This window comes from Pseudomonas sp. GXM4, from assembly GCF_008923895.1.
Classification (GTDB): domain Bacteria; phylum Pseudomonadota; class Gammaproteobacteria; order Pseudomonadales; family Pseudomonadaceae; genus Aquipseudomonas; species Aquipseudomonas atacamensis.
This window is the reverse complement of sequence record NZ_WBRZ01000083.1, coordinates 1-20,404: the sequence shown is the minus strand read 5'-3', so window position 1 is coordinate 20,404 and position 20,404 is coordinate 1. Positions and strand designations below refer to the sequence as shown.

18 protein-coding genes and 2 tRNA genes are annotated in these 20,404 nt (G+C 58.6%); 17 read left to right on the top strand and 3 right to left on the bottom strand.

Annotated features, from left to right (window positions below; genetic code table 11):
- The coding region (locus F8N49_RS13025) for an outer membrane protein assembly factor BamE (protein ID WP_151551669.1) at positions 1 to 518 on the bottom strand (518 nt) is incomplete at its 3' end.
- A 97-nt stretch (positions 519 to 615) separates the two neighbouring features.
- Here F8N49_RS13025 and fur point away from each other — a divergent pair.
- Positions 616 to 1,020: a ferric iron uptake transcriptional regulator gene (gene fur, locus F8N49_RS13020; protein WP_016771770.1), complete on the top strand. Its 405-nt coding sequence runs from the start codon at positions 616 to 618 to the stop codon at positions 1,018 to 1,020.
- Between the two features lie 76 nt (positions 1,021 to 1,096).
- On the opposite strand, the gene recN is transcribed toward fur, so the two are convergent.
- A complete protein-coding gene (recN, locus tag F8N49_RS13015) occupies positions 1,097 to 2,770 on the bottom strand; it encodes a DNA repair protein RecN (protein ID WP_016771769.1) in 1,674 nt (557 codons plus the stop codon).
- Positions 2,771 to 3,010: 240 nt separating this feature from the next.
- On the opposite strand from recN, the gene grpE reads away from it, so the two are divergent.
- The 8 genes from grpE (at position 3,011) to F8N49_RS12975 (ending at position 13,484) form a co-directional block, all read left to right on the top strand.
- Positions 3,011 to 3,577 carry a nucleotide exchange factor GrpE gene (grpE, locus tag F8N49_RS13010; RefSeq protein ID WP_039759570.1) on the top strand — a complete coding sequence of 189 codons (567 nt, stop codon included), beginning with the start codon at positions 3,011 to 3,013 and terminating at the stop codon, positions 3,575 to 3,577.
- Between the two features lie 102 nt (positions 3,578 to 3,679).
- The gene (gene dnaK, locus F8N49_RS13005; RefSeq protein ID WP_042608859.1) at positions 3,680 to 5,596 is read left to right on the top strand and encodes a molecular chaperone DnaK; all 1,917 of its coding nucleotides are present in this window, start codon (positions 3,680 to 3,682) and stop codon (positions 5,594 to 5,596) included.
- A 297-nt stretch (positions 5,597 to 5,893) separates the two neighbouring features.
- Positions 5,894 to 7,018 carry a molecular chaperone DnaJ gene (gene dnaJ / locus F8N49_RS13000; protein WP_016771767.1) on the top strand — a complete coding sequence of 375 codons (1,125 nt, stop codon included), beginning with the start codon at positions 5,894 to 5,896 and terminating at the stop codon, positions 7,016 to 7,018.
- A gap of 9 nt (positions 7,019 to 7,027) precedes the next feature.
- A complete protein-coding gene (gene dapB, locus F8N49_RS12995) occupies positions 7,028 to 7,831 on the top strand; it encodes a 4-hydroxy-tetrahydrodipicolinate reductase (protein WP_151551667.1) in 804 nt (267 codons plus the stop codon).
- A gap of 258 nt (positions 7,832 to 8,089) precedes the next feature.
- Entirely contained in the window at positions 8,090 to 9,226 is a 1,137-nt protein-coding gene (gene carA / locus F8N49_RS12990; protein WP_016771765.1) for a glutamine-hydrolyzing carbamoyl-phosphate synthase small subunit, read from the top strand.
- A gap of 124 nt (positions 9,227 to 9,350) precedes the next feature.
- Positions 9,351 to 12,572 carry a carbamoyl-phosphate synthase large subunit gene (gene carB / locus F8N49_RS12985; protein ID WP_016771764.1) on the top strand — a complete coding sequence of 1,074 codons (3,222 nt, stop codon included), beginning with the start codon at positions 9,351 to 9,353 and terminating at the stop codon, positions 12,570 to 12,572.
- A gap of 2 nt (positions 12,573 to 12,574) precedes the next feature.
- Positions 12,575 to 13,051 carry a transcription elongation factor GreA gene (gene greA / locus F8N49_RS12980; RefSeq protein ID WP_038861135.1) on the top strand — a complete coding sequence of 159 codons (477 nt, stop codon included), beginning with the start codon at positions 12,575 to 12,577 and terminating at the stop codon, positions 13,049 to 13,051.
- 28 nt (positions 13,052 to 13,079) lie between these two features.
- Positions 13,080 to 13,484, top strand: a complete 405-nt coding sequence (locus F8N49_RS12975; protein ID WP_016771762.1) for a hypothetical protein — start codon at positions 13,080 to 13,082, stop codon at positions 13,482 to 13,484.
- A gap of 9 nt (positions 13,485 to 13,493) precedes the next feature.
- Here F8N49_RS12975 and F8N49_RS12970 read toward each other — a convergent pair whose 3' ends face one another.
- Entirely contained in the window at positions 13,494 to 13,802 is a 309-nt protein-coding gene (locus tag F8N49_RS12970) for a YhbY family RNA-binding protein (protein WP_016771761.1), read from the bottom strand.
- A 101-nt stretch (positions 13,803 to 13,903) separates the two neighbouring features.
- On the opposite strand from F8N49_RS12970, the gene rlmE reads away from it, so the two are divergent.
- The 8 genes from rlmE (at position 13,904) to F8N49_RS12930 (ending at position 20,348) form a co-directional block, all read left to right on the top strand.
- Positions 13,904 to 14,533, top strand: coding sequence for a 23S rRNA (uridine(2552)-2'-O)-methyltransferase RlmE (gene rlmE / locus F8N49_RS12965; protein WP_151551665.1), 630 nt, complete (start codon positions 13,904 to 13,906; stop codon positions 14,531 to 14,533).
- A 202-nt stretch (positions 14,534 to 14,735) separates the two neighbouring features.
- Complete coding sequence (gene ftsH / locus F8N49_RS12960; RefSeq protein ID WP_016771759.1) at positions 14,736 to 16,643, top strand: ATP-dependent zinc metalloprotease FtsH; 1,908 nt, start codon at positions 14,736 to 14,738, stop codon at positions 16,641 to 16,643.
- A gap of 8 nt (positions 16,644 to 16,651) precedes the next feature.
- Positions 16,652 to 17,503, top strand: coding sequence for a dihydropteroate synthase (folP, locus tag F8N49_RS12955; RefSeq protein ID WP_151551663.1), 852 nt, complete (start codon positions 16,652 to 16,654; stop codon positions 17,501 to 17,503).
- 16 nt (positions 17,504 to 17,519) lie between these two features.
- Positions 17,520 to 18,857, top strand: a complete 1,338-nt coding sequence (gene glmM / locus F8N49_RS12950) for a phosphoglucosamine mutase (protein ID WP_073473855.1) — start codon at positions 17,520 to 17,522, stop codon at positions 18,855 to 18,857.
- Positions 18,858 to 18,922: 65 nt separating this feature from the next.
- A complete protein-coding gene (gene tpiA, locus F8N49_RS12945) occupies positions 18,923 to 19,678 on the top strand; it encodes a triose-phosphate isomerase (RefSeq protein ID WP_007915248.1) in 756 nt (251 codons plus the stop codon).
- A gap of 4 nt (positions 19,679 to 19,682) precedes the next feature.
- Complete coding sequence (secG, locus tag F8N49_RS12940; RefSeq protein WP_016771756.1) at positions 19,683 to 20,066, top strand: preprotein translocase subunit SecG; 384 nt, start codon at positions 19,683 to 19,685, stop codon at positions 20,064 to 20,066.
- Positions 20,067 to 20,088: 22 nt separating this feature from the next.
- Positions 20,089 to 20,174 (top strand) — tRNA-Leu (locus F8N49_RS12935).
- A gap of 97 nt (positions 20,175 to 20,271) precedes the next feature.
- A tRNA-Met gene (locus F8N49_RS12930) sits at positions 20,272 to 20,348 on the top strand.
- Positions 20,349 to 20,404: the final 56 nt, after the last annotated feature.

The following is a 20,404-nucleotide window of genomic DNA, read 5'->3' as shown; positions in this document are numbered from 1 at the left end:
GAGGTGTCCAGCGGCTCTGGTGTCGGAACCGGTACGGTTTCTACACCATCGACGTCCTTCTGGATCTGATCCAGCAAGGAGCCTGGTTTGGCTGGTTTTTCAGCTTCTGGCTTGTCGGCGTTTTCAGCAGGCGCGGTCACGGTAGTGCCACTGTCCTTGCCGAGAATGGCTTCGTCACGGCTCACGCCGGGCATGAAGTCACCGGACAGGCTGACAAGCTGGTCGTTGGAATTGAAGATAACGCTGATTCGTTCCTGCTGGCGTTCACCGCCACCCGGTTGCAGGCTGTACAGATAATCCCAGCGATCGGCATGGAACGTGTCGGCAAGCAGAGGGTTGCCCATGATAAACCGTACTTGCGGCCGGGTCATTCCCGGGCGTAACTGGTCTATCATGTCCTGCGTGACGACATTGCCCTGCTGGATGTCGATTTTGTAAACCCCGGGGAATGAACAACCGGCGAGTGCGAGCAGTCCCACAAAGGTGAAACTGGTTAGCAAGAGCTTGGTGTTTTGCATCGGTGGGCGACTTCCACTATCTTGGCTGGGACAACGTAAACGCCGATCATACCCGCATTAAGAGAAGCTGCGAAGCAGCATCGCGAGAAAGCTGACCATGGTTGAAAATAGCGAACTACGCAAAGCCGGCCTCAAAGTGACCCTGCCACGGGTCAAGATCCTGCAAATGCTCGACTCTACCGAGCAGCGCCACATGAGTGCCGAGGACGTCTACAAGGCGTTGATGGAAGCTGGTGAGGACGTTGGTCTGGCCACGGTTTACCGTGTTCTGACCCAGTTCGAAGCGGCCGGCCTCGTGGTCCGCCACAACTTCGACGGCGGCCACGCGGTCTTCGAACTGGCTGACGGTGGCCACCACGACCATATGGTCAACGTGGAATCGGGTGAAGTGATCGAATTCTTCGACGAAGAAATCGAAAAGCTTCAGAAATCGATCGTCGAGAAGCATGGCTTCGAAATGGTTGATCACAACCTGGTGCTGTACGTGCGTAAGAAAAAGTAAGCATGTCGCGCGAATTTCACATTCGCGAAACGAGCGAAGGCGACCCAAGGGTCGCCTTCGTGCTTTCTACTATTTGTTACGCTTTGGCGGTCACCACCATTTTTTTCGCGTGAGCCAGGGATTCCTTGGTCAGATCAATGCCGCCGAGCATGCGCGCGACTTCTTCGATTCGCTCGTTCTTCGTGAGCTTCGCGACAGCGGTGTGAGTCGCCTTCTCGTCGCGGACCTTGTGCACGAACAGATGCTGATGCCCTTGCGCCGCCACTTGCGGCAAGTGCGTCACGGTCAGGACCTGGCCGCGATCACCGAGACGGCGCAGTAACTGGCCGACAATCTCGGCAGTCGGACCGCCAATACCTACGTCCACTTCGTCGAACACCAGCGTCGGCACGCGGGAGGTCTGGGCGGTAATGACCTGAATCGCCAGACTGATCCGCGACAGCTCACCGCCGGAGGCGACTTTTGCCAGCGCCTTGAGCGGTTGGCCGGGGTTGGCGCTGACCAGCAGTTCGACCTGTTCCAGCCCGTTCGGCAGCAACTCGTCGCTGCTGTTGGCTTTCAGTTCGATGGTGAATCGGCCGCCGGGCATGCCCAGGCGCTGGATTTCCTGCTCCACCGCACTGGCGAGGCTGCCGGCGGCTTGATGACGAAGGTCGCTCAGCTCGCGCGCTTTCTCTTGATAGTGGCGGGCGTAGGACGCCAGTTCTTCGCCCAGGCGTTCAATGGATTCATCGTTGGCGTTGAGAGTTTCGATTTCATCGAGCAGCTTTTGCTGCATCTCGCCGACTTCGGTCGGTTGAATCCGGTGTTTGCGCGCCAGCGTGTAGATCGCGTCGAGACGCTCTTCGAGGTATTGCAGGCGAGCCGGGTCGGCATCGAAGTTGTCGAGGAAGCGGTTGAGCTCGCCGACCGCTTCTTCCACCTGAATCTGCGCGCTGGTCAGCAGACTGCTGGCTTCACCCAGCGCACCCACCGAACTGTTCACGCTGGACAGACGATTGAGGCTGGCGGTCAGCGCATTCAGCACATTCCCGGAGTCGCTTTCGCTGCATTGCTCGACCACTTGCCGGCAAATGCCCAGCAGGGTTTCGGCGTTGGTCAGGTTCTTGTGTTCCTGCTCCAGCTGTTCCAGTTCGTTTTCGCCGAGGCCGAGGTTTTCCAGTTCTTCGAGCTGATAGCTGAGCAGTTGATGACGTGCGCGCTGTTCGTCGCCGGAGTTGGAGAGGCGCTCCAGTTCCTGGCGAGTCTGGCGCCAGCGCTGTGCGGCAAGTTGTACCTGACGCGCCAGATCGGTGGCGCCGGCGTACTCGTCGAGCAAGCGGCGATGAGTATCAGTTTTCAGCAGCGACTGATGTTCGTGCTGGCTGTGGATATCGATCAGCAGCTCGCCGAGGGCTTTAAGGTCGCCAAGCGGGCAGGGCGTGCCGTTGATATAGCCGCGAGAACGACCTTCCGAGGTGATGACCCGGCGCAGGATGCACGGCCCGTCGTTTTCCAGATCGCGCTCGGCAAGCCAGGCGCTGGCTTCGGGGATATCAGCAAGATCGAAGGTGGCAAGAATGTCGGCTTTATCGGCGCCCGGGCGAACCACGCCGCTGTCGGCGCGATCACCCAGGGTGAGGCCCAGGGCGTCGAGCATGATCGACTTGCCGGCGCCGGTTTCCCCTGTGATCACGCTCATCCCGCGATCAAGTTCGAGATCGAGATGTTCAACGATGGCGTAGTTATGTACGGACAGGTGCACCAGCATAAAGGCAGCTCCCAGGCTTGAGGTCTGGTTATTTATACAGTGTTTTGTTCAGGCCTGACAATGCCCGCCCTTAGCTCGATTTGCTTGATCAGAAAGTTTTCTTAGCGCATTCAAGAATGAGTATTCAGCACTTTTTTGTAGGGACAATTGTTTTCAGCCCTTGAAGCCTGATTTTGCGGCCCCATATATCGGGGCAGAAGCGCGAGTCAGGCTCGCGGACGAAATTGAAAGGAGAATTCTATGGCTGACGAACAGACAGTAGATACGCAAAACCCAGATGCCAATCAGGCGCCCGAAGGCTCGGGTGACGACCTGGCGACCCGTGTGCAAGTGCTCGAAGAGCAATTGGCCGCCGCGCAGGATCAGTCTCTGCGTGTTGCTGCCGATCTGCAGAACGTTCGCCGCCGTGCCGAGCAGGACGTCGAGAAGGCACACAAGTTTGCCCTTGAGAAATTTGCCAGCGACCTGCTGCCGATCGTCGACAGCCTGGAGCGCGGCCTCGAGCTGTCGAGCCCGGACGACGAAAGCATCCGTCCGATGCGCGAAGGCATCGAGCTGACCCTGAAAATGTTCCACGACACCCTCAAGCGCTACCAGCTTGAAGCGATCGATCCGCATGGCGAACCGTTTAACGCCGTTCACCATCAGGCGATGGCCATGCAGGAAAGTGCCGACGTCGAGCCGAACAGCGTGTTGAAGGTTTTCCAGAAGGGCTACCAGCTCAATGGTCGCCTGCTGCGCCCGGCGATGGTCGTGGTCAGCAAGGCGCCGGCACCGGTTTCGCCTTCGATTGACGAGCAGGCTTGAAATTAGCCGCAAGGCCCCCATTTAGAAGTCAAGCGTTTAAGTGCTACCGCAGTCAGCCACCACTGCTGCGGCAACAAAATCCAAAGTTTCGGGAGAGTGAACATGGGCAAAATTATCGGTATCGACCTGGGGACTACCAACTCCTGCGTCTCCGTGCTGGAAAACGGCAAAGCCAAAGTTATTGAAAACGCTGAAGGCGCGCGTACTACGCCGTCGATCATCGCTTACGCCAACGATGGCGAAATTCTGGTAGGTCAGTCGGCCAAGCGTCAGGCTGTCACCAACCCGCACAACACCCTGTACGCGGTAAAGCGTCTGATCGGTCGTCGTTTCGACGAAGAAGTCGTGCAGAAAGACATCCAGATGGTCCCTTACAAGATCGTCAAGGCTGACAACAACGACGCCTGGGTAGAAGTGAACGGCCAGAAAATGGCACCGCCACAAATCTCGGCTGAAATTCTGAAGAAGATGAAGAAGACCGCCGAAGACTACCTCGGCGAGGCAGTGACCGAAGCGGTGATCACCGTTCCGGCCTACTTCAACGACAGTCAGCGTCAAGCCACCAAAGACGCCGGCCGCATCGCTGGTCTGGACGTAAAACGCATCATCAACGAACCAACCGCAGCCGCTCTGGCTTACGGTATGGACAAGGCCAAGGGCGATCACACCGTGATCGTTTATGACCTGGGTGGCGGTACCTTCGACGTATCCGTTATCGAAATCGCTGAAGTTGATGGTGAGCACCAGTTCGAAGTGTTGGCCACCAACGGTGACACCTTCCTCGGCGGTGAAGACTTCGACATTCGTCTGATCGACTACCTCGTTGACGAATTCAAGAAAGAAAGCGGCATGAACCTCAAAGGTGACCCGCTGGCGATGCAGCGTCTGAAAGAGGCTGCTGAGAAAGCCAAGATCGAGCTGTCGTCCGCTCAGTCGACCGACGTCAACCTGCCGTACATCACTGCAGACGCGACCGGTCCTAAGCACCTGAACGTGAAAATCTCGCGTGCCAAGCTCGAAGCGCTGGTTGAAGACCTGGTTCAGCGCACCATCGAACCTTGCCGCATTGCCATGAAAGACGCCGGTATCGACGTCAGCGCGATCAACGACGTGATTCTGGTCGGTGGTCAGACTCGTATGCCGCTGGTGCAGAAGCTGGTTACCGATTTCTTCGGTAAAGAAGCGCGTAAAGACGTCAACCCGGACGAAGCTGTTGCCATGGGTGCTGCGATTCAGGGCGCTGTTCTGGCCGGTGACGTGAAAGACGTGCTGCTGCTCGATGTCAGCCCGCTGACCCTGGGTATCGAAACCATGGGTGGCGTGATGACCGCGCTGATCGAGAAAAACACCACGATTCCTACCAAGAAATCGCAAGTGTTCTCGACTGCCGACGACAACCAGGGTGCTGTGACCATTCACGTTCTGCAGGGTGAGCGCAAGCAAGCCGCACAGAACAAATCGCTGGGCAAGTTCGACCTGGCCGACATTCCACCAGCTCCACGTGGCGTGCCGCAGATCGAAGTGACCTTCGACATCGACGCCAACGGCATCCTGCACGTCGGCGCGAAAGACAAGGCTACCGGCAAGACCCAGTCGATCGTGATCAAGGCCAACTCCGGTCTGTCCGACGAAGAAATCGAGCGCATGGTGCGTGACGCCGAGGCGAATGCCGAGGAAGACCGCAAGTTCGAAGAGCTGGCCGCTGCCCGTAACCAGGGTGACGCACTGGTGCACTCGACTCGCAAGATGATCGCTGACGCGGGCGACAAGGTCACCGCCGAAGAGAAGACTGCAATCGAAGCTGCTGTGGTTGCGCTGGAAGCCGCCGTCAAAGGCGACGACAAGGCTGCCATCGAAGCCAAGGTTGAAGAGCTGTCGAAAGTCTCCGCTCCGGTTGCTCAGAAGATGTACGCCGAACAGGCTCAGCCAGCTGATGGCGCGGCCCCGCAAGGCGAATCGGCTGAGAAGGCTGACGACGTTGTCGACGCCGAGTTCGAAGAAGTCAAAGACCACAAGTAAGTTGTTGGTCGCCCGGTTGACTGCCTTGCGGCGGTGACTGGTAGGATGTCGCCGCGCGGGAGCTTGCCTCCCGCGTTGGCGTATCTGGAATACGTGAATTTTCACAGCATGCGACACCGTTCGGATGCTGGCGGTATGGCCGGGAATGCTCCTGCTTTTCGCGCCGCAGATACCGCATCAATCAAGACCAGGATCGTTGAATTGACGTGAGTTGGGTCCGGGCCTTAATGGGGGCTCAACGAGTTTGGCGAGGCTCAGGAGGGGTTTGCCGAACGTCCTTAAGAGTGCAAAGAACTTATGGCAAAGCGTGACTATTACGAAGTATTGGGTGTCGAGCGGGGCACGAGCGAAGCGGACCTGAAGAAGGCCTATCGCCGTCTGGCCATGAAGCACCACCCCGACCGTAATCCCGGCGACAAAGCTTCGGAAGAAGCATTCAAAGAGGCCAACGAGGCCTATGAAGTGTTGTCCGACGCCAGCAAGCGCGCGGCATATGACCAATACGGTCATGCCGGCGTTGATCCGAGCATGGGCGGCGGCGGTGCCGGTTTCGGTGGTCAGAACTTCTCGGACATCTTCGGCGATGTCTTCAGTGATTTCTTCGGTGGCGGTCGCGGCGGTGCCCGTGGCGGCGCTCAGCGTGGCAGCGATCTGCGCTACACCCTGGAGCTGAATCTGGAAGAAGCGGTGCGCGGTACGTCGGTGAATATCCGTGTTCCGACACTGGTCAACTGCAAACCGTGCGATGGTTCCGGCGCCAAGAAAGGCTCGTCGCCGACGACGTGCCCGACCTGCGGCGGCATCGGTCAGGTGCGCATGCAGCAGGGCTTTTTCTCGGTGCAGCAGACCTGCCCGCGCTGCCATGGCCAGGGCAAGATCATTTCCGATCCGTGCGACTCCTGCCACGGCGACGGTCGTGTCGAAGAGTACAAAACCCTGTCGGTCAAAGTGCCTGCCGGTGTTGATACTGGCGACCGCATTCGTCTGTCCGGCGAAGGCGAGGCGGGTACTCAGGGCGGGCCGACTGGCGACCTGTACGTTGTGATCAATGTGCGCGAACACGACATCTTCCAACGTGACGGCAAGCATCTGTTCTGCGAAGTGCCGATCAGCTTCGTCGACGCTGCACTGGGCGGCGAGCTGGAAATTCCGACCCTCGACGGTCGCGTCAAACTGAAAATCCCCGAAGGCACGCAGACCGGCAAGCAGTTTCGCGTACGCGGCAAAGGCGTTGCGCCAGTGCGTGGCGGCGGTGCCGGCGACCTGATGTGCCGTGTCGCTGTGGAAACGCCGGTCAACCTCAACCGTCGTCAGCGTGAACTGCTGGAAGAATTCCGCAGTTCCCTGGCCGACGACAACAGCCACTCGCCGAAAACCACCGGTTGGTTCGACGGTGTGAAGCGTTTCTTCGGCGATTTGTAAGGAGTCGGCATGCGACGTATTGCAGTGATGGGCGCCGCCGGGCGCATGGGCAAGACCCTGATTGAAGCGGTGCAGCAGACGCCGGGCGCCGGTCTGACGGCGGCGGTCGATCGTCCCGACAGCACGCTGGTTGGCGCGGATGCCGGTGAGCTGGCAGCGCTGGGCCGTATCGGCGTGCCGCTGTCCGGTGATCTGGATCGTGTGGTTGAAGAGTTCGATGTGTTGATCGACTTCACTCACCCGACCGTGACCCTGAAAAATCTCGCGTTCTGCCGCAAACACGGCAAAGCGATGATCATCGGCACCACCGGTTTCAGTGTTGAAGAGAAGCAATTGCTGGTCGAGGCGGGCAAGGACATTCCGATCGTCTTCGCCGCCAACTTCAGCGTCGGCGTCAACCTGTGTCTTAAGTTGCTCGACACCGCTGCGCGCGTGCTGGGCGACGATGTCGATATCGAGATCATGGAAGCCCATCACCGCCACAAGGTCGATGCTCCGTCAGGTACGGCGGTGCGCATGGGTGAAGTGATTGCCGATGCCCTGGGGCGTGATCTGAAGAAGGTCGCGGTCTACGGTCGTGAAGGCCAGACCGGTGCGCGTGAGCGTGAAACCATTGGTTTCGCCACCGTTCGTGCTGGCGATATCGTCGGTGATCACACCGTGCTGTTCGCTGCCGATGGCGAGCGCGTCGAGATCACCCACAAGGCATCGAGCCGCATGACCTTCGCCAAGGGCGCGGTGCGTGCGGCGCTGTGGCTGGACGGTCGCGAGCCGGGCCTGTACGACATGCAAGACGTACTCGACCTGCGTTGAGTCGTTGCTGAACCCGGCGCAAATGTCCCGTTTTGCGCCGGTTTTTACCGCTTGGCGACGACCTGTCGCATTCTCCGGCCTTTAAGGCTCTTTAGCGGTGGACCAAAAACGCCCTTTTCTGTAAGCTACAGCTTTAGTGTGTCCACTAAAAGCGCGCAGAATAATTTCAGTGAAGAAGCGGGGTGACGTGTCCATACGTCACTCCGCTTTTTTACAACCTGCGATTGCCCTTTCATGCGTTATTTACGGGAGGTCTTCTTGACTAAGCCAGCCATACTCGCCCTTGCTGATGGCAGCATTTTTCGCGGCGAAGCCATTGGAGCCGACGGTCAGACCGTTGGTGAGGTGGTGTTCAACACCGCAATGACCGGCTATCAGGAAATCCTTACCGATCCTTCCTACGCCCAACAGATCGTTACCCTGACTTACCCGCACATCGGCAACACCGGCACCACGCCGGAAGACGCCGAGTCCGACCGCGTCTGGTCCGCTGGCCTGGTCATCCGTGACCTGCCGCTGGTAGCGAGCAACTGGCGTAACACGATGTCCCTGTCCGATTACCTGAAAGCCAACAACGTGGTGGCAATCGCCGGTATCGACACCCGTCGCCTGACCCGCATTCTGCGAGAAAAAGGCGCTCAGAACGGCTGCATCATGGCCGGCGACAACATCTCCGAAGAAGCAGCCATCGCCGCTGCGCAAGGCTTCCCGGGCCTGAAGGGCATGGACCTGGCGAAAGTCGTCAGCACCAAGACCCAATACGAATGGCGCTCGACTGTCTGGGATCTGAAAACCGACAGCCACGCGACCATCGAAGCCTCCGAACTGCCATATCACGTGGTCGCCTACGACTACGGCGTCAAGGTCAACATCCTGCGCATGCTGGTCGAGCGCGGCTGCCGCGTCACCGTAGTGCCTGCGCAGACTCCAGCCGCCGATGTGCTGGCGCTGAAGCCGGACGGCGTGTTCCTGTCCAACGGCCCTGGTGATCCGGAGCCATGCGACTACGCGATCCAGGCGATCAAGGAAGTGCTGGAAACCGAGACGCCGGTATTCGGCATCTGCCTCGGCCACCAGTTGCTGGCTCTGGCCTCCGGCGCCAAGACCCTGAAAATGGGCCACGGCCACCACGGTGCCAACCACCCGGTGCAGGATCTGGACACAGGCGTGGTGATGATCACCAGCCAGAACCACGGTTTTGCAGTAGACGAAGCCACCCTGCCAGCCAACGTGCGCGCGATCCACAAATCGCTGTTCGACGGCACCCTGCAAGGCATCGAGCGCACCGACAAGAGCGCGTTCAGCTTCCAGGGTCACCCTGAAGCGAGCCCGGGCCCGAACGATGTTGCGCCACTGTTCGACCGCTTCATCAACGAGATGGCCAAGCGACGCTAAGCGTTCGCCTTGAGACTGTAGAGAGAAGCCCGCGAGGGCGGCCCCGGTTCCGGCGGCCCCCTCGGGACTTCAGAAATCGATCAAGACGGCTTGCCGACTGACCTGCGGATTTGAGTGACAAACCATGCCAAAACGTACAGACATTAAAAGCATCCTGATTCTCGGCGCTGGCCCGATCGTGATCGGCCAGGCCTGCGAATTCGACTACTCCGGCGCCCAGGCCTGCAAAGCCCTGCGCGAAGAGGGCTACCGCGTCATCCTGGTGAACTCCAACCCGGCCACCATCATGACCGACCCGGACATGGCCGACGCCACCTATATCGAGCCGATCAAATGGCAGACCGTGGCCAAGATCATCGAAAAAGAGCGTCCGGACGCTGTACTGCCAACCATGGGCGGCCAGACCGCTCTGAACTGCGCCCTGGATCTGGAGCGCGAAGGCGTTCTGGAGAAGTTCGGCGTAGAGATGATCGGTGCCAATGCCGACACCATCGACAAGGCTGAGGATCGTTCGCGTTTCGACAAGGCGATGAAATCCATCGGCCTGGCGTGCCCGCGTTCCGGCATTGCCCACAGCATGGAAGAGGCCAACGCGGTTCTCGAAACCCTCGGTTTCCCATGCATCATCCGTCCGTCCTTCACCATGGGCGGCACCGGTGGCGGTATCGCTTACAACCGTGAAGAGTTCGAAGAAATCTGCGCCCGTGGTCTGGACCTGTCGCCGACCAAAGAGCTGCTGATCGACGAATCGCTGATCGGCTGGAAAGAATATGAAATGGAAGTTGTCCGCGACAAAAAGGACAACTGCATCATCGTCTGCTCGATCGAAAACTTCGACCCGATGGGCGTGCACACCGGTGACTCGATCACCGTAGCTCCTGCGCAAACCCTGACCGACAAGGAATACCAGATCCTGCGTAACGCCTCGCTGGCGGTACTGCGCGAGATCGGCGTCGAGACCGGTGGTTCGAACGTGCAGTTCGGTATCTGCCCGAACACTGGCCGTATGGTCGTGATCGAAATGAACCCGCGTGTTTCGCGCTCCTCGGCCCTGGCTTCGAAAGCCACCGGTTTCCCGATCGCCAAGGTCGCGGCCAAACTGGCTGTGGGTTACACCCTTGATGAGCTGTCGAACGACATCACCGGCGGCAAGACCCCGGCGTCCTTCGAACCGTCGATCGACTACGTCGTCACCAAGCTGCCACGCTTCGCCTTCGAGAAATTCGCCAAGGCTGATGCGCGCCTGACCACGCAAATGAAGTCGGTCGGTGAAGTCATGGCCATCGGCCGGACCTTCCAGGAATCCCTGCAGAAAGCTCTGCGCGGTCTGGAAGTCGGCGTTTGCGGTCTGGACGAGAAGCTCGATCTGAGCAACCCGGACAGCATGAGCGTGCTCAAGCGCGAACTGACCGTGCCCGGCGCCGAGCGTATCTGGTACGTGGCTGACGCCTTCCGCGCCGGTCTGTCGGTCGAAGATATCTTCGGCATGAACATGATCGACCCTTGGTTCCTGGTGCAGATCGAAGACCTGATCAAGGACGAAGAGAAGGTCAAGACCCTCGGTCTGTCCTCGATCGACCGCGACCTGATGTTCAAGCTCAAGCGCAAAGGCTTCTCCGATCAGCGTCTGGCCAAGCTGCTGGGCGTCACCGAGAAAAACCTGCGTACGCACCGTCAGAAGCTGGAAGTGTTCCCGGTCTACAAGCGCGTTGACACCTGCGCCGCCGAATTCGCCACCGACACTGCTTACCTGTACTCGACCTACGAGGAAGAGTGCGAGGCAGCGCCGTCGGGTCGCGACAAGATCATGATTCTGGGCGGCGGTCCGAACCGTATCGGTCAAGGCATCGAGTTCGACTACTGCTGCGTTCACGCTGCTCTTGCCCTGCGCGAAGACGGCTACGAAACCATCATGGTCAACTGCAACCCGGAAACCGTTTCCACCGACTACGACACTTCCGACCGTCTGTACTTCGAGCCGGTAACCCTGGAAGACGTACTGGAAATCTGCCGCGTCGAGAAGCCGAAAGGCGTGATCGTCCAGTACGGCGGCCAGACTCCGCTGAAACTGGCTCGTGCTCTGGAAGCTGCTGGCGTGCCGATCATCGGCACTAGCCCTGACGCGATCGACCGCGCCGAAGACCGCGAGCGCTTCCAGCAAATGGTCGAGCGCCTGAACCTGCGTCAGCCGCCAAACGCCACTGTGCGCAGCGAAGATGAAGCTGTTCGCGCTGCGGCGAAGATCGGTTATCCGCTGGTGGTGCGCCCGTCCTACGTGTTGGGCGGCCGTGCGATGGAAATCGTATACAAAGAAGACGAACTCAAGCGCTATCTGCGTGACGCGGTGCAAGTGTCCAACGACAGCCCGGTGCTGCTCGACCACTTCCTCAACTGCGCCATCGAAATGGACGTGGATGCGGTCTGCGACGGCAAGGACGTGGTGATCGGCGCGATCATGCAGCACATCGAACAGGCGGGCGTTCACTCCGGTGACTCCGCTTGCTCGTTGCCGCCGTACTCGCTGCCTGCGCACATCCAGGACGAGATGCGCGAGCAGGTCAAGAAAATGGCTCTGGAACTGGGCGTTGTCGGCCTGATGAACGTGCAATTGGCTCTGCAGGGCGAAGACATCTATGTCATCGAAGTCAACCCGCGCGCCTCGCGTACCGTGCCGTTCGTTTCCAAGTGCATCGGTGTTTCCCTGGCCATGATCGCTGCGCGCGTGATGGCCGGTAAGACCCTGAAGGAAATCGGCTTCACCAAAGAAATCATCCCGAACTTCTACAGCGTTAAAGAAGCGGTGTTCCCGTTCGCCAAGTTCCCTGGCGTTGACCCGATCCTCGGCCCAGAGATGAAGTCGACCGGTGAAGTAATGGGCGTCGGCGACACCTTCGGTGAAGCATTCGCCAAGGCGCAGATGGGCGCCAGCGAAGTGCTGCCGACCGGCGGTACCGCGTTCATCAGCGTGCGCGATGACGACAAGCCACTGGTTGCAGGCGTGGCCCGTGATCTGATCAACTTGGGCTTCGAAGTGGTCGCCACTGCCGGCACTGCCAAGCTGATCGAAGCCGCAGGCCTGAAAGTGCGCCGCGTGAACAAGGTGACCGAGGGTCGTCCACACGTGGTCGACATGATCAAGAATGACGAAGTCACGCTGATCATCAACACCACCGAAGGTCGTCAGTCGATCGCCGATTCGTACTCCATTCGTCGCAACGCCCTGCAGCACAAGATCTACTGCACCACCACTATCGCTGCGGGCGAAGCGATCTGCGAAGCGCTGAAGTTCGGTCCGGAAAAGACCGTGCGCCGCTTGCAGGATCTACACGCAGGATTGAAGGCATGAGCATAACCAAGTACCCAATGACTGTTCAGGGCGCTCGCGCCCTGGAAGAGGAGCATGCTCACCTGACCAAGGTCGTCCGTCCGAAGCTCAGCCAGGACATCGGTACGGCCCGCGAGTTGGGTGACTTGAAGGAAAACGCTGAATACCATGCTGCCCGCGAACAGCAAGGCATGGTCGAAGCGCGTATTCGTGACATCGAAGGCCGGATTCAGAATCAGGTCATCATCGACGTCACGACCATTCCTCATACCGGCAAAGTGATTTTCGGTACCACCGTCGAGATCGCCAACGTCGAGACTGATGAAAGCGTCACTTACCACATCGTGGGTGAGGATGAGGCTGACTTCAAACTCGGCAAGATCTCCGTCGGCTCGCCGCTGGCCCGCGCCTTGATTGGCAAGGAAGAGGGTGACGTCGTCGCCGTCAAAACGCCGAGCGGCGTGATCGAGTACGAGATTGTCGAAGTTCGTCACATCTGAAAGAAGGCGCCCGCTGCATGCGGGCGCCATGCTTTGGCAACTGACCCAGATGCTTTGGGTCGGTGGCCTATGGTTGATTCACATTGGTTTGCAGCCGGCGTTGGGCCAGATCGGCCTGGCGCCGCTGTTGATCGACGAAGTCGCCAGTGCATTCGAAGTGCTGGTGGTGGGGTTCGCCGCGCTGTGCGTGATCTTTCAGGCTTTGGTGCTGGTACAGGCCGAGGGCCTTGGCAGTCTATGGCGGGATTTTCGCGGGCAGGTGCTGTTGATGGCGTTGTACGCGTGCGCGATGTATGTCGCTGTGCGTGTCGGCTGGCCGGATGCGCAGCGCTGGCAGGTATTCAGTTATCTGGTGCTGGGATTTTCCGGGTTGGTGCTGGTCATGCAGCCGGTGCCGGGATGGAGTGGCAGGGTGCGCGAAGCACACCCTTGACCCTGCGCATCACTTGAAGCGATGAACGTTCGACAGCTGCTTGTTGGCGCTGAAGTTCTTGCGGTAGACCAGAGCCATCTTGCCGATGACCTGAACCAGGTCCGCTTTGCCGACCTTGCACAGCTCGGCGATGTGCGCCAGGCGCGACTCGCGATCGAGAATATTGAGCTTGATCTTGATCAGCTCGTGGTCGGCCAAGGCGCGTTCAAGTTCGGCTAAAACACCTTCAGTCAAACCGTTGTCCGCTACCGTCAACACTGGTTTGAGGTGGTGGCCGATGGATTTGTACTGTTTCTTCTGCTCTGGAGTGAGCGGCATAATCTGACCCTTTCGTCTGGATTCTGTAAAATGGCGGCCATTTTACCCGAGGGTTCGTGGATCCGCCCAACTAATCACGACCCTAATCATCGAGGTGCCCAATGGCGCGTTCCAAGACAAGCCTTGGTTGGCTGAAAAGACATGTCAACGATCCTTATGTGAAGCAGGCGCAGAAGGATGGCTACCGCTCGCGTGCAAGTTACAAGCTGCTGGAGATCCAGGAAAAATACAAACTCATCCGTCCGGGCATGAGCGTGGTCGACCTCGGCGCGGCGCCGGGTGGCTGGTCCCAGGTGACCAGTCGGTTGATCGGCGGTCAGGGTCGTCTGATCGCTTCGGACATCCTGGAAATGGACAGCATTCCGGACGTGCATTTTATCCAGGGCGACTTCACGGAGGACTCGGTGCTCGCTGAAATCCTGGAGGCCGTGGGTAATTCGCAGGTTGACCTTGTGATTTCCGATATGGCCCCCAATATGAGTGGTACGCCCGAAGTGGATATGCCCAAGGCCATGTTCCTGTGTGAGCTGGCGCTGGACCTGGCGGAACGGATCCTCAAGCCCGGTGGCAATTTCGTCATCAAGATTTTTCAGGGCGAAGGGTTTGACGTTTATCTGAAGGATGCTCGGAAGAAATTCGACAAGATCCAGATGATCAAGCCAGACTCTTCCCGTGGCAGCTCCCGTGAGCAGTACATGCTGGCCTGGGGTTATCGCGGCGGTTATGCGTAAAACAAGGTTTTTCGGCGGGGCGATAGGTTTTTCATATTTCGCTCTGCAGGCATAAGCGAATATTGTGTAGAAAGTGTTTCACAAAGGGTTACAGACGGCGCCTGCCAGAGTTGTAGGTAATGTAGTAAGTTAGGCCGGTGAATATCATGCGAAGCGCGCGCCAGTAGCGGAGCTTGCTTCAGAGGGTAGTTAATTGAACGATATGGCAAAGAATCTGATCCTGTGGTTGATCATCGCGGCAGTCCTGGTGACGGTGATGAACAACTTCTCCAGCCCTAACGAGCCGCAGACCCTCAACTATTCCGACTTCATCCAGCAGGTCAAGGATGGCAAGGTCGAGCGCGTAGCTGTTGACGGCTATGTGATTACCGGCAAGCGCACCGATGGCGACAGCTTCAAGACCATTCGTCCGGCAATTCAGGACAATGGCCTGATCGGCGATCTGGTCGACAATCATGTTGTGGTTGAAGGCAAGCAGCCTGAACAGCAAAGCATCTGGACTCAGCTCCTGGTGGCCAGCTTCCCGATCCTGGTGATCATCGCGGTGTTCATGTTCTTCATGCGCCAGATGCAGGGCGGCGCCGGTGGCAAGGGCGGGCCGATGAGCTTCGGCAAGAGCAAGGCACGCCTGCTGTCCGAAGATCAGGTGAAAACCACTTTGGCTGACGTTGCCGGTTGCGACGAAGCCAAAGAAGAAGTCGGCGAGCTGGTCGAGTTCCTGCGTGATCCGGGCAAGTTCCAGCGTCTGGGCGGTCGTATCCCGCGCGGCGTACTGATGGTCGGCCCGCCGGGTACCGGTAAAACCTTGCTGGCCAAGGCGATTGCCGGCGAAGCGAAAGTGCCATTCTTCACCATTTCCGGTTCCGACTTTGTCGAAATGTTCGTCGGTGTCGGCGCCAGCCGCGTCCGCGACATGTTCGAGCAGGCCAAGAAGCACGCCCCTTGCATCATCTTCATCGACGAAATCGATGCCGTGGGTCGCCATCGTGGCGCCGGCATGGGTGGCGGTCATGACGAACGTGAGCAGACTCTCAACCAGTTGCTGGTAGAGATGGACGGCTTCGAAATGAATGACGGCATCATCGTGATTGCTGCGACCAACCGTCCGGACGTACTCGACCCTGCGCTGCTGCGTCCGGGCCGTTTCGACCGTCAGGTGGTGGTTGGCTTGCCAGACATTCGCGGTCGCGAGCAGATTCTTAAAGTGCACATGCGCAAAGTGCCAATGGGCGACGACGTTGCTCCGGCAGTGATCGCACGTGGTACTCCTGGCTTCTCCGGTGCTGACCTGGCCAATTTGGTCAACGAAGCGTCGTTGTTCGCTGCTCGTAGCGGCAAACGCATCGTTGAGATGAAAGAGTTCGAACTGGCGAAAGACAAGATCATGATGGGCGCCGAGCGCAAATCCATGGTCATGTCCGAGAAAGAAAAGCAGAACACTGCTTACCACGAAGCCGGCCACGCCATCGTTGGTCGCGTCGTGCCTGAGCATGATCCGGTCTACAAGGTGTCGATCATCCCGCGCGGTCGTGCGCTGGGTGTGACCATGTTTCTCCCGGAAGAAGATCGTTACAGCCTGTCCAAACGTGCGCTGATCAGCCAGATCTGCTCGTTGTACGGTGGCCGTATCGCAGAAGAAATGACCCTGGGCTTTGACGGTGTAACCACCGGTGCGTCCAACGACATCATGCGTGCAAGTCAGATTGCCCGGAACATGGTGACGAAATGGGGCCTGTCGGAAAAACTCGGTCCGCTGATGTATGCCGAAGAAGAGGGCGAAGTGTTCCTCGGTCGCGGTGGTGGTGGTCAGGCTGCCAGCTTCTCCGGTGAGACAGCCAAGCTGATCGACTCCGAAGTGCGCAGCATCATCGATCAGTGCTACGGCACCGCCAAGCAGATCCTCACGGATAACCGTGACAAACTGGATGCCATGGCTGATGCGCTGATGAAGTACGAAACCATCGATGCCGAGCAGATCGACGACATCATGGCCGGCCGCACACCACGCGAACCTCGCGACTGGTCGGGTGGCACCGGTACGCCTCCGCCTCCTGTAGTGCAGGACGAGCGTCCGGAAAAACCGATTGGCGGTCCGGCTGCTGACGTTTAAGGCTTGAAATGACTTCTGTACAGTCCCTGACCCGGTTGCCTTGCGGCAACCGGGTTCTTGATTTGGCCCAGACGCATGTCATGGGCATTCTCAATGTCACTCCTGATTCCTTTTCCGACGGCGGCCGCTACAGCCAGCTCGATGCGGCGCTGCGCCATGCCGAAGCCATGGTGCTGGCTGGCGCGACGCTGATTGATGTCGGCGGCGAATCGACCCGGCCAGGCGCGCGAGCGGTTTCTCCTCTGGAGGAGCTCGAGCGCGTCGCGCCGATTGTCGAGCTGATCAATCGCGAGCTGGATGTCATCATCTCGGTCGATACTTCCACCCCGGCAGTCATGCGCGAAACCGCACGGCTCGGTGCCGGCCTGATCAATGATGTGCGTTCGTTGCGTCGCGATGGCGCGCTGGATGCGGCGGCGGCGACAGGGTTGCCGGTCTGCCTCATGCACATGCTCGGCGAGCCGGGCGATATGCAGGATAATCCGCAGTATCAGGATGTCACCCGCGAGGTCGGCGAGTTTCTCGCCGAGCGCATGGAACAGTGCGCGCAGGCGGGTATTCCCGCCGAGCGGATCATTCTTGATCCCGGCTTCGGCTTCGCCAAGACCTTGCAGCACAATCTAAGCTTGTTCAAACACATGGAGGCCCTGCATGCGCTGGGGCGGCCATTGCTGGTAGGTGTTTCGCGCAAGAGTATGATTGGCCACGCTTTGAACCGTCCCGTGGGCGAGCGTCTGCACGGCGGCCTGGCGCTTGCTGCGCTGGCTTCGGTCAAGGGTGCGCGGATCTTGCGGGTTCACGATGTGGCGGAAACTGTCGATGTAGTGCGAATGATCGCGGCCGTAGAGTCAGCCAAATAAGAATGATGGAGCACTTATGAGCAAGAAATATTTTGGTACCGACGGCATTCGCGGTCGCGTAGGTGAATACCCGATCACGCCTGACTTCATGCTCAAGCTCGGTTGGGCGGCTGGCATGGCTTTCCGCAAGATGGGTGCCTGCAAGGTGCTGGTCGGTAAGGACACGCGGATCTCTGGCTATATGTTCGAATCGGCGCTCGAGGCCGGGCTGACCTCGGCGGGTGCCGATGTGATGCTGCTCGGTCCGATGCCGACACCTGCCATCGCCTATCTGTCGCGCACTTTCCAGGCAGAGGCCGGGATCGTGATCAGTGCTTCGCACAACCCGCATGACGACAACGGCATCAAGTTCTTCTCCGGCAAAGGCACCAAGCTGCCAGATGAATTGGAACTGATGATCGAAGAGTTGCTGGATACGCCAATGACTGTCGTCGAGTCGAGCAAGATCGGTAAAGTGTCGCGAATCAATGACGCATCGGGTCGCTACATCGAGTTCTGCAAAAGCAGCGTGCCTACCGGGACCAATTTCGCCGGCCTGAAGATCGTGATCGACTGCGCGCATGGTGCGACCTATAAGGTAGCGCCGAGCGTCTTTCGTGAATTGGGTGCCGAAGTCGTCGTGCTTTCCGCTCAGCCGAACGGGCTGAACATCAACGATAACTGCGGTTCCACGCATATGGGGCCGTTGCAGGCCGCCGTTCTGGCCGAGCATGCGGACCTGGGTATCGCCTTCGATGGTGATGGTGATCGGGTATTGATGGTCGATCACACCGGCACCATCGTCGATGGTGATGACCTGCTGTTTATCATTGCCCGCGATCTGCATGAGCGTGGCAAGTTGCAGGGTGGCGTCGTCGGTACGTTGATGAGCAATCTTGGTCTCGAACTGGCCCTGGCGGATCTGTCGATCCCGTTCGTTCGCGCCAATGTCGGTGACCGCTACGTGATTGCCGAACTGCAAGAGCGCAACTGGCTCGTTGGTGGGGAAAACTCCGGGCATGTGGTCTGCTTCAACCACACCACCACGGGCGATGCGATCATCGCGGCTCTGCAGGTGTTGATGGCTCTGAAATCCCGCAACGAAGGTCTGGCGCAAACGCGCCAGGCTTTGCGCAAGTGCCCTCAGGTGCTGATCAACGTTCGCTTTGGCGGCGGTGAAAGCCCGCTGGAGCATCCGGCTGTCAAGGAAGCCAGTGCCCGTGTAACTCAGGCGATGGCGGGGCGCGGTCGCGTGCTTCTGCGCAAGTCCGGCACAGAGCCTTTGGTGCGCGTCATGGTTGAAGGCGAGGACGAAAACCAGGTTCGCGGCTATGCCGAAGAGCTGGCAAAACTGGTAACCGAAGTTTCTGCCTGATACGGCTTGCAAGCCATGATTGTGTTGGGTAACATCTGCGCCCACTTTGACCGACGAGGTACAGCATGCGTCGCCCTATGGTAGCTGGTAACTGGAAGATGCACGGTACCCGCGCCAGCGTCGCTGAGCTGATCAACGGCCTTCGTCATCTGGCCTTGCCTAGCGGTGTTGATGTCGCGGTGTTCCCGCCTTGCTTGTATATCAATCAAGTGATTGATGGCTTGAAAGGCAAGTCGATTTCGGTCGGCGCGCAGAATTCTGCGGTGGAAGCCATGCAAGGTGCGTTGACTGGTGAGATTGCTCCCAGCCAACTGGTGGATGCAGGTTGTTCCCTGGTGCTTGTCGGGCACTCTGAACGCCGCCAGATTATGGGCGAGCGAGACGGGATGCTGAATCGCAAGTTCGCAGCGGCACAGGCATGTGGCTTGATTCCGGTGTTGTGTGTAGGGGAAACCCTCGAGCAGCGCGAAGCCGGAAAAACTCTTGAGGTTGTCGGGCGTCAGCTGGGCAGCATCATTGAGGAGCTGGGTGTCGGTGCCTTTGCCAAGGCAGTGATTGCATACGAGCCGGTCTGGGCCATTGGTACCGGGCTGACTGCAACGCCGCAACAGGCTCAGGATGTGCATAAAGCCATTCGCGAGCAGTTGGCGGCAGAGAATTCTGAAGTCGCGCGAGGTGTGCGGCTTCTATACGGCGGCAGCGTGAAGGCGGCCAATGCGGTCGAACTGTTCGGCATGCCGGATATCGATGGGGGGCTCATTGGTGGAGCTTCCCTGAATGCAGATGAGTTCGGTGCGATCTGTCGCGCCGCGGGAAACTGAAAAAATGCTGGAAACAGTCGTAGTCGTTTTTCATCTGCTGGGTGCATTGGGCGTAGTTGCTCTGGTTTTGCTGCAGCAGGGTAAGGGTGCGGACGCTGGCGCGTCTTTCGGAGCAGGTGCTTCAAATACTGTGTTCGGAAGCCAAGGTTCCTCTACCTTTCTTAGTAAGTTTACTGCTATACTTGCCGCCGGTTTCTTCATAACCAGCTTGGGGTTAGGTTACTTTGCTAAAGAGAAAGCTCATCAGCTGACTCAAGCAGGTCTTCCAGATCCAGCAGTGTTGGAAGTACCTAAGCAACAACCGGCTTCTGATGATGTCCCGGTGCTTCAAGAGCAAAAGTCGGCTACTCCAGCGACTGACGTGCCTCCAGCTCAAGAGCAGAAGTAAGAAGAGTTTCAAACGTAGTATTGCCGAGGTGGTGGAATTGGTAGACACGCAACCTTGAGGTGGTTGTGCCCATAGGGTGTAGGGGTTCGAGTCCCCTTCTCGGTACCAATTAGTCAGGAGAGCCCGCTGTTGCGGGCTTTCTTGCAGGTGGAAGGTTACATTGACCCTAAAAGGGATCGGTCGTATACTTCCGCCCCAGCTTTGTCGCGGGGTGGAGCAGTCTGGTAGCTCGTCGGGCTCATAACCCGAAGGTCGTCGGTTCAAATCCGGCCCCCGCAACCAGTTTAAGGAGCCCCTTTTAAGGGGCTTTTTGTTAGCTGGATACTTTCAACGCCGCT

Bases quoted from the DNA above. Each gene is read 5' to 3' on its own strand.
- fur (WP_016771770.1), top strand. From the start codon at position 616: ATGGTTGAAAATAGCGAACTACGCAAAGCCGGCCTCAAAGTGACCCTG.
- recN (WP_016771769.1), bottom strand. From the start codon at position 2,770: ATGCTGGTGCACCTGTCCGTACATAACTACGCCATCGTTGAACATCTC.
- grpE (WP_039759570.1), top strand. From the start codon at position 3,011: ATGGCTGACGAACAGACAGTAGATACGCAAAACCCAGATGCCAATCAG.
- dnaK (WP_042608859.1), top strand. From the start codon at position 3,680: ATGGGCAAAATTATCGGTATCGACCTGGGGACTACCAACTCCTGCGTC.
- dnaJ (WP_016771767.1), top strand. From the start codon at position 5,894: ATGGCAAAGCGTGACTATTACGAAGTATTGGGTGTCGAGCGGGGCACG.
- dapB (WP_151551667.1), top strand. From the start codon at position 7,028: ATGCGACGTATTGCAGTGATGGGCGCCGCCGGGCGCATGGGCAAGACC.
- carB (WP_016771764.1), top strand. From the start codon at position 9,351: ATGCCAAAACGTACAGACATTAAAAGCATCCTGATTCTCGGCGCTGGC.
- F8N49_RS12975 (WP_016771762.1), top strand. From the start codon at position 13,080: ATGCTTTGGCAACTGACCCAGATGCTTTGGGTCGGTGGCCTATGGTTG.
- F8N49_RS12970 (WP_016771761.1), bottom strand. From the start codon at position 13,802: ATGCCGCTCACTCCAGAGCAGAAGAAACAGTACAAATCCATCGGCCAC.
- rlmE (WP_151551665.1), top strand. From the start codon at position 13,904: ATGGCGCGTTCCAAGACAAGCCTTGGTTGGCTGAAAAGACATGTCAAC.
- ftsH (WP_016771759.1), top strand. From the start codon at position 14,736: ATGGCAAAGAATCTGATCCTGTGGTTGATCATCGCGGCAGTCCTGGTG.
- folP (WP_151551663.1), top strand. From the start codon at position 16,652: ATGACTTCTGTACAGTCCCTGACCCGGTTGCCTTGCGGCAACCGGGTT.
- glmM (WP_073473855.1), top strand. From the start codon at position 17,520: ATGAGCAAGAAATATTTTGGTACCGACGGCATTCGCGGTCGCGTAGGT.
- tpiA (WP_007915248.1), top strand. From the start codon at position 18,923: ATGCGTCGCCCTATGGTAGCTGGTAACTGGAAGATGCACGGTACCCGC.
- secG (WP_016771756.1), top strand. From the start codon at position 19,683: ATGCTGGAAACAGTCGTAGTCGTTTTTCATCTGCTGGGTGCATTGGGC.